8 protein-coding genes are annotated in these 14112 nt (G+C 47.7%); 2 read left to right on the top strand and 6 right to left on the bottom strand.

What is annotated here, in order from left to right; genetic code table 11:
- Positions 1 to 162: 162 nt before the first annotated feature.
- The 3 genes from gltB to C558_RS0117315 form a co-directional block, all read right to left on the bottom strand.
- Entirely contained in the window at positions 163 to 4764 is a 4602-nt protein-coding gene (gene gltB, locus C558_RS0117325; protein ID WP_026263970.1) for a glutamate synthase large subunit, read from the bottom strand.
- A 435-nt stretch (positions 4765 to 5199) separates the two neighbouring features.
- Positions 5200 to 7197 (bottom strand): YhgE/Pip family protein, encoded by a 1998-nt coding sequence (locus C558_RS0117320; RefSeq protein WP_018757554.1) that lies wholly within the window; start codon positions 7195 to 7197, stop codon positions 5200 to 5202.
- 115 nt (positions 7198 to 7312) lie between these two features.
- Positions 7313 to 7891, bottom strand: a complete 579-nt coding sequence (locus tag C558_RS0117315) for a TetR/AcrR family transcriptional regulator (protein ID WP_018757553.1) — start codon at positions 7889 to 7891, stop codon at positions 7313 to 7315.
- 247 nt (positions 7892 to 8138) lie between these two features.
- Between C558_RS0117315 and C558_RS0117310 the strand changes: the two genes are divergently transcribed.
- Positions 8139 to 9260: an MGDG synthase family glycosyltransferase gene (locus C558_RS0117310; protein ID WP_018757552.1), complete on the top strand. Its 1122-nt coding sequence runs from the start codon at positions 8139 to 8141 to the stop codon at positions 9258 to 9260.
- A 149-nt stretch (positions 9261 to 9409) separates the two neighbouring features.
- On the opposite strand, the gene C558_RS0117305 is transcribed toward C558_RS0117310, so the two are convergent.
- Positions 9410 to 10291 (bottom strand): cation diffusion facilitator family transporter, encoded by an 882-nt coding sequence (locus C558_RS0117305; protein ID WP_026263969.1) that lies wholly within the window; start codon positions 10289 to 10291, stop codon positions 9410 to 9412.
- A 170-nt stretch (positions 10292 to 10461) separates the two neighbouring features.
- Between C558_RS0117305 and C558_RS0117300 the strand changes: the two genes are divergently transcribed.
- On the top strand, positions 10462 to 10647 hold the full coding sequence (locus tag C558_RS0117300; protein ID WP_018757550.1) for a hypothetical protein: 186 nt from the start codon (positions 10462 to 10464) through the stop codon (positions 10645 to 10647).
- Between the two features lie 990 nt (positions 10648 to 11637).
- Here the strand turns inward: C558_RS0117300 and C558_RS0117290 are convergent.
- On the bottom strand, positions 11638 to 12624 hold the full coding sequence (locus C558_RS0117290) for an S-layer homology domain-containing protein (protein WP_245583822.1): 987 nt from the start codon (positions 12622 to 12624) through the stop codon (positions 11638 to 11640).
- Positions 12625 to 12833: 209 nt separating this feature from the next.
- Positions 12834 to 14042, bottom strand: coding sequence for an MFS transporter (locus C558_RS0117285; protein ID WP_018757547.1), 1209 nt, complete (start codon positions 14040 to 14042; stop codon positions 12834 to 12836).
- Between the last annotated feature and the right edge of the window lie 70 nt (positions 14043 to 14112).

The raw sequence follows: 14112 nt of genomic DNA, 5'->3' as shown, positions 1-14112 counted from the left end.
GATGGGTATAGGGTTCCAATCGCTGTTAAAATCGTGTCTACTTGAATGGATGTAATAGCGGTTTTGGACACGACTTTAAGGTGAGCGCTTCGCTTCTCCACACTATAATCAACACAAAAAACCTCAACCCGTTCAAAACGGATTGAGGTTTCTCTATCTCGACTACACCTTCAGAACTTCACGCATACTGGTCTCGAAAGCCGACATTAATGCGCTCTCGCCTTCAAGGCCCTTCGCTTCAGCCTTCGCGATGTATTCAAGCATTTTCTTATAATCCTTCGGAATGATCCGTACGAATTTCGGAAGTGTTGCATCCCAATTGGAGAGGATCCGTTGACCAAGCTCACTGCCCGTGTAACGGACGTGCTCTTCGATCATCGTGCGCAGTTCCTTGACTTCATCCGCATCTTCAACACGTTCGAGCAAGACCATCTCCAGGTTCACACGGTTCACGAAAGACTGATCCGTATCGAGTACATACGAAACCCCGCCGGACATCCCGGCTGCGAAGTTACGTCCTGTAGCACCAAGAACAACAACACGACCACCCGTCATATATTCGCATCCATGATCACCAACACCTTCAACGACAACATGTGCACCGGAATTCCGAACAGCAAATCGTTCCCCAGCAATCCCGTTAATGTAGGCCTTACCGGATGTCGCGCCGTAGAAAGCCGTATTTCCGATAATGACGTTCTCTTCTGCCTTGAATGTCGCCTTCGTCGACGGTCTGACGATCAACTTACCGCCGGACAATCCTTTACCAACATAGTCATTGGAGTCACCCTCCACGGCTAAGGTCATCCCCTTCGGAATGAAGGCGCCAAGACTCTGGCCTGCCGTACCTACAAAGTTGAACCGGATCGTATCTTCCGGCAAGCCTGCCGCACCATAACGGCGCGTCACTTCGCTGCCAAGAATCGTACCCGCTGCTCGATCCACGTTCGTGATCGGAAGCGTCGCTTCAACCGGCGTACCCGTTACAAGCGCCTGCTCCGCAAGCGGAACCAGCTTCTTCATATCGAGCGTCAGCTCTAGACCATGATTCTGCGACTGTACGCAATAACGTTCGCTGTCCTCAGCCATTTCCGGTTGATATAACATCGATGAGAGATCGACGCCTTTGGATTTCCAATGCATAACCGCTTGCTTCGAATCCAGATATTCCGTACGTCCAACCATTTCATTCACGGTACGGAATCCGAGTTCAGCCATAATCTCGCGGAATTCCTGAGCAATGAACCGCATGTAATTTGCCACATGTTCAGGGTCCCCTGTGAAGTTCTTACGCAGCTCTGGATTTTGTGTCGCTACCCCTACAGGGCACGTATCCAACTGGCAGACACGCATCATGATACAACCAAGGACGATTAACGGAGATGTCGAGAAGCCATATTCCTCAGCACCTAGCAATGCGGCAATCGCCACATCGCGTCCGTTCATCATCTTCCCGTCCGTCTCGACAACGACGCGATCCCGGAGGTTATTAATCATGAGCGTCTGGTGCGTCTCTGCAAGTCCTAACTCCCAAGGCATCCCCGCATGGCGGATCGATCCCTGCGGCGAAGCTCCAGTTCCGCCATCATAGCCACTCACGAGAATGACATCTGCACGTCCTTTAGCAACCCCTGCCGCAATTGTACCTACTCCAACTTCGGAGACGAGCTTCACATTGATGCGAGCACGTGGATTGGCGTTCTTCAGGTCATAGATCAATTCAGCCAAATCTTCAATCGAATAGATATCATGATGTGGCGGCGGCGAGATCAGACCTACGCCTGGCGTTGAACCACGAACTTCAGCAACCCAAGGGTAAACTTTACGTCCTGGCAGCTGACCGCCTTCTCCCGGCTTCGCGCCTTGCGCCATCTTGATCTGAATCTCATCGGCATTCACGAGGTAATTCGATGTTACACCAAATCGGCCAGAAGCAACTTGTTTGATCGCACTACGCCTTGAATCCCCATTCGCATCCAGAATGAATCGTGCTGGGTCTTCGCCGCCTTCACCTGTATTGCTCTTCCCGCCAATACGGTTCATCGCAATCGCAAGACTCTCATGCGCTTCCTTACTGATCGAACCGAAGGACATCGCCCCCGTCTTGAAGCGGCTCATGATCGACTCAATGGACTCCACTTCATCAATCGGTACAGGCGTCCCTGCATGCTTGAAGTCTAGCAGCGAACGAAGCGTTAGATGCTTCTTGTTCTCACCCTGCACAAGGTTCGAGAATTTCTTATATAATTTGTAATCATTCGTGCGGCACGCATGCTGCAGCGTATGAATCGTCTGTGGGCTAAATAAGTGGTCTTCACCGTCTTTACGCCATTGATACTCACCGCCCGAATCGAGCGTTAGATCATTCGCTGTTCCTTCCTCAAAAGCACGGCGATGGGGCGCAAGCGCTTCTTCCGTAATTTCCTCAAGACCAATCCCGCCAATGCGAGAAGGCGTCCATGTGAAATATGCATCAACAAACTCTTCTTTCAATCCAACAGCTTCGAAAATTTGCGCTCCACGGTACGATTGAATCGTCGAGATGCCCATTTTGGATAGAATCTTCACGACACCCTTCGTCGCGGCCTTGATGAAGTTCTTCACGGCTTTCTCATGCGTTACACCGCGCAGCAATCCTTGACGGATCATATCATCGAGCGTCTCGAACGCCAGATACGGATTCACCGCACTGACACCATAACCTAATAACAGGGCAAAATGATGTACTTCACGCGGCTCGCCGGATTCGAGCAGGATGCTGACTTTCGTTCTTGTTCCTTGACGAATTAAGTGATGATGGAGCGTCGATACGGCGAGTAGTGCCGGAATTGCAGCATTCTCCACATCAATCCCACGGTCGGACAGAATAATGATATTGTGACCTTTGGCAATGACACGATCCGCCGCTTCACACATCACTTGGAGCGCATCGCGCAGTCCATTACTGCCTTCATTCGCAAGGAAGAACATCGGAATCGTAATCGACTTAAAGCCTGGACGATGCAGATGACGCAGCTTCGCGAACTCTTCATTCGATAACACCGGGGTGCTCAGATGGATCTGGCGGCAGCTCTCCGGCTCTGGGTTAAGCAGATTGCGTTCTGGTCCGATTGTCGTTCCTGTCGCGGTGACGATTTCTTCACGGATCGCATCGATCGGCGGGTTCGTCACTTGCGCGAACATTTGCTTGAAATAGTTATACAATCGTTGTGGACGATCCGATAACACGGCCAGCGGTGCATCGTATCCCATGGATCCAATTGCTTCCTGACCAGTTGTCGCCATCGGTTCGAGCACTTTGCGCAGCTCTTCATAGCTGTACCCGAAGGCAAGCTGACGGCGGTGAACCGCTACACGGTCCGGTTCAGGCATTTCCTTCGCATCCGGCAGATCCTCAAGGGCCACCAAATGCTCATCTAGCCATTCCTGATACGGGTGCTCGGCAGCGATTTGCGCTTTGACTTCCTCATCCGAGATAATGCGGCCTTGCGCCGTATCCACGAGTAGCATCCGACCTGGACGCAGACGTTCTTTATAGAGAATTTGTTCTTGATCTAGCTCCAGTACGCCTGCCTCCGACGCAAGCACGATCATATCATCTTTGGTGACGACATAACGTGCCGGGCGAAGCCCGTTCCGATCAAGAATCGCACCGATCTGAACACCATCCGTAAAGGCCATTGCCGCAGGACCATCCCACGGCTCCATTAACGAGCTGTGATATTGATAGAATGCACGTTTCGCAGGGTCCATACTCTCATGATTCGACCATGGCTCCGGCACCATCATCATCGCAACATGAGTCAGGGGGCGCCCCGCCAAATATAAGAACTCTAGCGTATTATCGAACATCGCCGTATCCGAACCGTCCTGGTTAATGATCGGCATAATCTTGGCTGTATCTTCACCGAACATATCCGATGCAACCAGCGTCTGACGCGCATGCATCCAGTTCACGTTCCCGCGAAGCGTGTTGATCTCCCCGTTATGAATCAAATAACGGTAAGGATGCGCCCGCTCCCAACTCGGGAATGTGTTCGTACTGAACCTTGAGTGAATCAGCGCAATCGCTGACTCCAACGCCGAATCCTGTAGATCCACATAGAAATCTCCGACTTGCTCTGTCGTAAGCATCCCTTTATAGACAACCTTACGGCAGGAGAAGCTTGAAATATAGAATGTATCCTCACCTTCGCCACCCGCATAACGGATCGCTTGTTCAGCACGTTTACGAATCACATACAATTTCCGTTCAAATGCAAGATCATCCGCTGCAGCAAGCGCCTCGGAACGTCCGATCATCACTTGACGCACATAAGGTTTAACTGCCTTTGCCGATTTTCCTAACTTCTCGTCGTTCGTTGGAACTGTTCTGTAACCTAACAGCTGCTGTCCTTCCTCTTGTACGATCGACGCAAGAATCGCTTCATGCTTCTCCCGTAACGCTGCGTCTTGCGACATGAACAGCATCCCTACGCCATATTGTCCCGCTTCAGGAAGCGTTACACCCATCGCGCCCATTTCTCGAGCTAAGAAACGATGCGGGATTTGAATCATGATCCCTGCGCCATCGCCTGTATTCGGTTCACTTCCTTGACCGCCACGGTGCTCCATGTTCACCAAGACGGTTAGCGCTTGTCGTACAATTTCGTGCGACTTCTGACCTTTGATGTGCGCAACGAACCCCATACCACAGGCATCTTTTTCATATTGTGGATCGTATAATCCCTGTTTTGGGGGCAGGCCAATACCGTTCTGTATCATCGTAGCATCGCAACCTTTCAAAGAGTAATAGAGGTTGTTCAAAAAATCAGCTTTTGATCACGAAGTGATTCAAGTAGCGGGATTCGACATCGAATCTTGCGCTCACCTTCGAAGTCCGGTACTCATTTAGGTTTTGCCTAAACTCCGTTCCTCCTCCTTCAGGTTCTCCCAACCTTCTCGGTGCTGAAAATCTGATTTTTGAACATGATTTAAAGTGTCAAAAACGTATACAGTCTCAATATTGTTCAATCATTGTATCACCCGCAAAAAGGTCAACACAATTTAATTCTTTTTATGGTCGTGATAAGAAAGTTTATACTATTTTCGGCAAAAAAATCTAAAGTTTGTGCAAAAATGTACATGGAAAATAAAAAGAAAAAATGCTCTAGAAGCGCATCACTGTGCATTCTAGAGCATTTTTCACGTTCTATACGATTATACTAACGCATTTTCCTTTTTATTACCATACACGGCTTGGAAGAATACGAATGTCAAGATCAAGAAAATGATCGCGAAAATGGATAAGATCCCTGCATTATTCCACATCATAGCATGATCGCCCATCGAAATAATCGCTTTAAACCCATTTACAGAGTACGTCATTGGCAGCCAAGCGCCCAACACTTGATAGAACTTCGGTGTCAATTCCACAGGGAACGTACCTCCGCAAGTTGTCAATTGTAGAATCAAGATCACAATCGCAGCGAATCGTCCAGGGTTACCCAGCGTTGTAACAAGACCTTGAACAATGAACATATACGTTAAGCTCGTGATAATACTGAATACCACGAATAAGGACACACTTTCCACTTCTAATCCTAATCCGTACAGAAGAATAGCATCTGCGAATAACGCTTGAAGCACACCTATACCAATCAAAATAAACGTTTTACTTACGAAACGCCCCCAGCCTGATGCATTCGCAACTGGGCTTTCACGCAGTGGGATAACAATGGTAGAGATCAATGCGCCAACGAATAATCCTAGCGATAGGAAGTAAGGCGCAAATCCAGTACCATAGTTCGGCACTTTATTAATGCTCTTCTCAACGAGCGTTACTGGCGACGCGAACATATCTACACGTTGGTCTGTACCTTGAATACCCGATGTTTTGTCTGCTGCTTCATTCAATTTGGTTGCCAGTTCACTAGAACCGTCTTTCAACTTCACAAGTCCTTCTGTTAATTTCCCAGCACCGTCATTCAATTGCATTGAACCGCTAGATAATTTAACAACTGCATCGCCAACTTGTTTAATTCCTCCAGGGAGCTGCGATGTTCCTGCCGCGAGCTTCTCTGTCCCTGCAGCGAGTGCCTTACCACCAGCAGCCGCTTCAGATAACTTCGTACCAAATTGCGTCATGCCGCCTTGCAGTTGTGCTTGCCCTGCTTCAAGCTGTGTAGCCCCTTGGCTTAGCTTGACTTGGCCTTCATGCAGATCCGCTGTTCCTTTCGCAAGCGCTTGGCTCGCTGCTAATAGCTGCTGCAACGCAGGGTTCTGTTCACCCTTCGTCGCTTGAATATATTGTTCAAGACCTTTCGAGAGCTGCTCCGCGCCGCCCGACAATTTTGCACTGCCGTCCACCGAAGCGTTCAAGCCTTGTGCCAATTGATCTGCCCCTGCTTTGGCCTTATTCGCCCCTTGCAGCAGCTGTTGTTGTGCTCCGTTCAATTGTGCAAGACCGCCTGATAGCTGCGACGCACCCTTTTGAAGTCCTTTTGCACCTTGATCTACAGCTTGAGCTCCACTATGGAGCTTATCTACACCTGTCTTCAATTGACTTGTTCCCGAGACGAGCAAGCCTAAATTTTTCTTGAGTAAATTCGCACCAGATTCCGCATCATTGACGCCGTTCGTTAACTTCGTTGCACCGTCTCCAGCTGTCGTAAATCCATCAGAAACTTCCGTCAACTGTTCGAATACGGACTCTGTATAAGATTTCGTCACTTCTGCAGATACTTCCGACTTAAGGGTCTGCATCCCCGAACCACCAATTTGAGCCGCTAAGAAGTTATGTCCTTCATTAGCCTCGACAGTAATTTCTGCTTGCTGCGGCTGATCGTCCATGAGCGTCGTTGCTTTCTTCGAGAAATCTTCAGGAAGCTTTACCGTCAGATAATAGCGGTTGTTTCGAAGTCCATCTTCCGCTTCCGCTTCATCGACGAAATGCCACTCAAAGGACGGATTTTCTTTCAATTTCTTCACGACATCCGAACCGACATCAAGTGATTTTCCTTCATAATTCGCACCCTTATCTGCGTTAACGACTGCAACAGGGAGCTCGTTCAACTTCGCGTAAGGATCCCAGAACGTTCCGAGGAAGATCCCGCTATACAGTAATGGAATGAACAAAATCGCAATAACAGGAATTAAAACTTTTGGACTTCTCACGATCGTGGAAATCTCTTTAGACAACACCGACAAACCTTTCATATTTCTTTCTCTCCTCTATCTTTTATATAATAAGATTATACTGAATGACCACTATTGTCATTTAGTCAATCTTGGTGAAAATAAAAACGTCATCGATTCATGACGCTCTTACAACCTACGCTTTAGGCGACAATCCTTCTATAAAATACAACCGAAAATACTCTTTGATAGCTTCCTTCTCAAGCGGTTCATGTGTTTTTCGCCAGTCTGCTGTCAAAGCCACATACAGCTTCAACATGACAAAGGAGGTAACCGCTGGATCGCATTCTCGCAATTCTTTCTTCGCTATGCCCAGGCGAATATCTTGTTCTATATAATGAAGAATCATCGATTCAATCTTGCTTAAGCCTTCGTTCGCCTTCTGGGTCCCGAAATCCCGTACTTCATGAGACAGCTGAATGATCAACTCATGATGACTGCGATAATCCAGCAATCGATCTAGAACACGATACAGATTATCGAAGAACGGCTTATCTTCCTGAATTTCACCTTCAACGATATGTTTCATCTCTTGAATGACCTGCTGCAAGATCTCATCGAACAATTCTTCTTTATTTGCGAAAAAAGTATAGATCGTCCCTTTTCCAACGTTCGCAATTTTCGCAATCTGATCCATTGTCGTCGCTTTGTACCCGAACAGCGCAAATGATTTGGATGCTGCTAGAACTACTTGTTTCCTTCGATCAATGATCAACGTACAAACACTCCTTTCTTTCGTGTATAATATAATGGAACCGAGAACGGACTGACCGGAATTCGAAATTGGTCAATTGGTCATTCATTACTTTACCATGCCTTTTTACCAATTGCAAGCAAAACAAATTCTTTTTTCATTCATTCTTTCTCTTACATATTTATATATTTATGGATATTTTACATTGAATGGTCTATCCAATACAGCAATCCTTCGTTACAATGGAGTATAAGAAGTAGGTGAAAACATGCGAAAGAAACGGGTCCTTCTCTTATCCGAAGCATTCGGAACGGGTCATACCCAAGCTGCTTATGCCTTAGCTGTTGGCCTTAAGCAACTGTCCCCCCAAGTGCATACGCGGGTTATAGAACTCGGTAAATTCCTAAATCCTACGGTAGGTCCCTTAATCGTCTCTGCCTACAGGAAGACTGTGAGTACGAGGCCTGAATTAGTCGGTAAACTATACCGTAATAAATATAAAAAACCATTAAACCGTATTACCCAGCTCGCGCTGCACCGAATTTTCTACGCGCAAGCCGCGAGTGTGGTTCGTCATTTAAAACCGGATATGATTGTATGCACACATCCGTTCCCGAACATTGTAATTTCAAGGCTCAAACGCCTCGGGCTGGATATTCCATTATTTACGCTCATTACGGATTATGATGCCCACGGTACTTGGATCAATCCGGAAGTGAATAAATTTCTCGTCTCAACACCGAGAGTTAGAGAGCTGCTGCTCGCACGAGGCATTCATCAGAGCCGGATCGAAGTAACCGGCATTCCGGTACATCCGAACTTCTGGAAGCCGCATAATCGCGATGAAATTCGTGCTGAGTTCGGATTCCAAGCCGTGCCGACCGTAATGGTCATGGGCGGCGGATGGGGGCTCGTATTCGATGAAGGGCTGCTTACCTATATGGCGCAGTGGAAAGATAAGATCCAGTTCATCTTCTGTATGGGCAGCAACCAGAAAATGATTCAGAAGATGCAAGCCGATCCGAATTATCAACATCCGAACATCCACATTCTCGGTTATACGCACGAGGTGCACAAAATTATGGATGTCTCCGATCTGCTGATCTCGAAGCCCGGTGGAATGACGTGTACGGAAGGACTTGTCAAACGAATCCCTATGCTCTTCTATGATCCCATTCCTGGGCAGGAAGAAGAGAACTGCGAATATTTTGTTCAAAATGGACATGCTGAAATACTCACATCGACCGATACACTGGATAGGTGGTTCTCGCTCCTTGTAAATGATTACGAGGCCGTCACAAGCCGCCGTATTCAGTTGACACAGCAGTTGACCGCATCCTCATTCGACCACCCTTCTCACTGCTCGCAAGCGGTACTTGATCTTTTATAAATAAAAGGCTATCCGAACAAGGTCTTACAAACCTTTCAGGACGGCCTTTTTTCATTGCCCAATAAATTCTATCGAATTGGTTAGATCCCATAAACAACAAAACCTTAACCCTTTTCAGCTTATCTGAAAAGAATTAAGGTTTCTCGTCGTTATTCCCCGTGGTGCTCGTAAGGCTCCATATGAACATGGACATTCATAATATTGTGTTTCTTCATCATTCTTCGTTCGATTTCATCACTAATTCGATGCCCTTCCGCAATGTTCAATCCCGGATTCACTTGAACCACAACATCGACGAGCACTTTATTTCCATGCACCCGCGCTTTCATATCTTTGATCGTCTCGACACCTGGAATTCGGGCAACACTCGTACGGAAATTTAACAGTTGCTTCTCATCGAATCCATCCGTCAACACCAGTGTAGCATCTGTGAAAATATCCCAAGCGGTTTTACAGATCAATACAGCCACGAACAGCGCAGCAACCCGATCGAGCCATGGAAGCCCAAACTGTGCACCAATTATTCCCATCGCCGCACCAATACTGACGAAGACGTCGGAACGAGAATCTTTGGCCGCAGCCATTAACGCTTGGTTATTAATCTGAATGGCGAGCTTACGATTATACCGATAGACAAGATACATGAACACCGCAGAGATCAGCGCTACCCACGCCGAGCTCATATTCGGCACCTGCGAGCCTCCGCCTGCCACCCAATTACGTATCGTCTCGATAAAGAGCTGAATGCCGACTGTCGCCATAATGAACGAAGCGAGCAGCGCTGCAACAGTCTCTGCCCTTAGATGACCATAGGGATGGTCTAGATCCGGTGGCTTCTGCGAAATTCGAAGTCCAACGAGTACCGCCACCGACGCAATGATATCCGTTAAGTTATTTAAACCGTCTGCAGTCAGCGCGCTCGAACCAAAGATCACCCCGCTGATCAACTTGAATGTAGATAAGATCAAATATGAGATGATGCTAATCCACGCACCACGCTCGCCTTTTTTTATATCTGAGTATGCGTCCAGAACAACACCTCCAATCACCTTTCTAATCTATTCATCAATATTCGAATTTGAATACATTCTTTATCATTGTCTCCTTGAAGCGGACCTCAAAAACGTATACAATGAAAAGGTAACAAAACCCTATCGTACCGAAGCACAAGCTTCGATATATTGAAGGCAGGTGGAACGAAATGTCCGAAACCAATGAACCGAAAAAAATAAACTTGGCTGATGCCATCAAACAAAAGCTTGCCCAAAAAAAGGAACAGCAATCCCAGCAGAAGAATCAATTTAATGGTGCTGGCGGTGGGAAAAAGCTCGTATCGCAAAATAATAAAAAGCCAAATAATCAGAGACGTCGTACAGGCGGATCGTAGGAGGGAAGACCGGGAAACGGTCTTTTTTCTTTTTGTGCGGGAGGCGTGGGACCCTGTCGTGTGAAGGTTCTGGAGTGGGTATATCCGATTCCATCGCTGTTGAAAACAGGAAAGTTGAATTTGACGATAATGGTGTTTTCCTGTTTTCAAAGGCGATCGCTTCCGCTCTCCATCGGCTATACCCATCTCCCCTTGATTCACACGACAGAGTGAAAACCGCCCGTTTCCCGGTCGGGGGAGGGCAAAGCAGTGTTCACTCCCAGCTGCGCGACGGGGTGCGATATTGTTGGTTTCGTACACGGCTGCGCTCGGTGAGGCGGCTTTGTTGGGAGCGTACTCGGCTGTGCGACGGGGTGGCGGCTTGTAAGGACAGAAATCAGATGAGCCTTTCGGGCGAGGTTGGTGCTGAGCGCTCCGTCCACGTCACCTTCGGGTTACATTACTTACAAGATGACGGGAGTCCGTACTCCTTCACCTGCTCCATCTTTCACCAACCTTCTATATCTCGTCATCCATGTGATATGTTTGGCAATGCCTCTCGACTACTGCACCGCGCGGCTATGTTGGATATTTGCAGTAACTTCGGCTCGAAATGCGGCGATTGAGCTGCTACAGTGGATTTTTGCACGAACTACGGTCGATTTGAGCAATGTAGAGGTGATATTGGGCATGCTATCCTGCAGGAATCCAGTATAGATGAGGCGCACTGCCCTTTTCACATCGCAATGTTGGATGGAATCCAGTATAGACGCCGCAGAGGGCATCTTAAATGCGATGTTGGATGAAGATGCGTTGATCATTTAATACGATGTTGGATGAAAGTGCGTTGATCACTCAATGCGATGCATAAAGAGCACCGAATCAACGTGGCACGGCAAAACCGTCATGCCACGCGCAACAGAAGCTTCATCACGCTTAAAAACCTCATCACGCAAAAAAAGCTCACCCTTATTCGTATCCGAATTCGGGTAAGCCTTTTTCAGCAATAGATTAGTTCCACCACTTATAATATACCGTCGTGTAAGAGGTTGGGCTTGTAATCTGTGGATCGATAACGAGTGTCTTACCGCCAACGGTAACGGAGACCTCTTTCTTGTTCTTCTCGGCCTCTTCGATCTTCTTGAAGAAAGTGTTATCCACCTTAAAGCCGTACAAATTCAGAATATCGAGCATCATGTTGCGCTGCACAATATCCGTACAGTTGGATAAAGATACCCCGCTGAAGCCCTTCAACTGCTGTTCGAATTGAACGGCAACCGACGTATCCGTCTGGTTCTGCTGCAATGTTTTCGTCAGAATGATCTTGTTCACGCCGTCATCGTACATCCGGTACCCGGTGTAATTCGGGAATACTTTTTTCCGAATCGCTAGATACATCTCATCTCGGTACGTATCCCATGCCGTCGGCAGCTTCGGTAATCGAGCCTCTGACGTCACTTCGAGCGGTCGATCATACATCTCCTGCGTGCCGTGATCCACCAGATTACGAATCAATTGCAGCACTTCGGCGCGTGTAATCGTCGCTCCACCCATGAAGCCCTGGATAGTATTCTCGCCTTTGATGCGGCCGTTCGCATATTTTTTACCCAGTACATATTGAATAGCTTGATCACCTGAGAAATTCACGCCATCGCTGCTCGAGACGAGCTCTGCTACATGCGCTCGATTGACGTAGCTATTCCGGTTTTTCGGATTATCATACCCATCCACCGGATAGTTCTTAAAATGAAGAAAATCATAATATTTGTCTGACCAGTTGTCAGTAATGAAATTATCTTCCAAGTCCTTGCCCGTAATCCCCACAACGAGCATCCGAATGAATTCCGCCTCCGTCACGTTCTGATTCGGCATGAACATCCCATTCGCGTAGCCCTTCACGATTCCTTTCTCAACGCCCCATTCAATCGTCGTCTTCGCCCAATGATTCTGTATGTCGTTAAAAGTAACACTGCTCGCCGCAGATGCATTACCTGCCAAGAGCAATCCTCCTAAAACGATAGCCGAAAAAACTTTGTAAAGCGTTTTCATACCTTGACCTCCATTGTCATGTTCTTCCACCCAATCCCGCATGGGAGTAGGCCTACCGAACACATTCTACCTGCCTCAAAATCAGACGGTCAAGCATAATAGCCACAAAAGTCGAAAGTTGGGTGAATCAGACTAATCCTGTCGAATCAATAGGAGACTTAAGCACTAGGACTGACGGTTTCTGATTTGTGAGCCGAGTCCGGCGTCAAAGCGATCCAGATCGAACCGCATAACAAGAGAATACAGAGTGCAAATGGAAGCAGATGATTCACCTGATACAAAAGTGTGCTCACGACAGGAGCGATGATCGCCGAGACACCATTCACGGATTGCGTCAGTCCTGCCACAGCCCCTTGCTGCTCTTGTGAGACGGCTAGCGACGCCCCCGTCATATAGCCTGGCAATTGCAGCCCACTGCCGATGCCGAAGATAAAGAACGCCAAATAATAGGTCCAATGCGATTCCGTGACAAGCAAAATAACGAAACCTATCATGGTCATCAAAGCCCCGATCCAGATCATCTGCAAAGGGGTAAATATCCGCTTTCTCATCAAAATGAGCTGCGTTATCAGCATCGCAACACCGGTTAAGGTCAATGCCAGCGCGAGCATTTTGGCCGTTGCAGCAACCGATAGCCCCAGGCGATCCTGGAAGTAAAAGCCGGTATTCACCTGAATGGACACAATTGCGATAAGTGCGAATAGACCAAGTGTCAGGAACTTGCGTACTCCTCGATGCCAAGGCATCAGCCGCTGCGGTTTCTTGACCATTCTCACTTTCGATGGCGGCAAAATAAAGATGACCGTAATAAAAGCAATCAACGGGAGAATCGTCCCCGCATACATCGGCCAGATCAAGCCGATCAGGACAAGCAGCCCGCCAAGCGCCGGCCCGAACACGAGCCCCATCCCACTTGATGCACTAATAATCGCCATGCCGGAGGATCGATCTCCTACCTCCGTAATATCTGCCATATAGGCCTGCGAAGCCGACGGTACAGCAGGTATGAAAGCCCCCACCAAGAACCGCCCAATACTAATCAAGACAAATATCGTCGTAACTGATAATGTTCCGCTGAAGCCCAGTTGGATCTGATACGTGTAAATCGCATAGCTTGCACACAAGCCGATTAGCCCCACCAAAATAATCGCTTTGCGGCCGAATCGATCACTTAATCTTCCCCATATCGGTCCCATTAAAGCCGTCCCAATAGCTCCGAAAGTCACCATGAAGCCCGCCTGACTCTCTGTCAAATGCAGCTCCCGAACAATTGGTGATAGGACCGGCATAATAATGGATACCCCCAGAGAGGCGATAAACGCGCATATAAAAATCAATATTTTCGTCATTTTCACAGACCTTGTCATCCTTTTATTCCTCCTTGATGGATTTCTCTTCTCTCCCTATGAGAAACATTATCATTTAGAGGAATGATGA

The sequence above is a fragment of the Paenibacillus terrigena DSM 21567 genome (genome assembly GCF_000374845.1).
GTDB lineage: Bacteria > Bacillota > Bacilli > Paenibacillales > Paenibacillaceae > Paenibacillus_K > Paenibacillus_K terrigena.
The sequence above is the reverse complement of the archived record's forward strand: the minus strand, read 5'-3'. Positions and strand labels throughout refer to the sequence as shown.

What these genes read in the sequence shown, in the direction of transcription:
- C558_RS0117310 (WP_018757552.1), top strand. Translation starts at nt 8,139, where the DNA reads ATGCGAAAGAAACGGGTCCTTCTCTTATCCGAAGCATTCGGAACGGGT.
- C558_RS0117285 (WP_018757547.1), bottom strand. Translation starts at nt 14,042, where the DNA reads ATGACAAGGTCTGTGAAAATGACGAAAATATTGATTTTTATATGCGCG.
- C558_RS0117300 (WP_018757550.1), top strand. Translation starts at nt 10,462, where the DNA reads ATGTCCGAAACCAATGAACCGAAAAAAATAAACTTGGCTGATGCCATC.
- gltB (WP_026263970.1), bottom strand. Translation starts at nt 4,764, where the DNA reads ATGATACAGAACGGTATTGGCCTGCCCCCAAAACAGGGATTATACGAT.
- C558_RS0117320 (WP_018757554.1), bottom strand. Translation starts at nt 7,197, where the DNA reads ATGAAAGGTTTGTCGGTGTTGTCTAAAGAGATTTCCACGATCGTGAGA.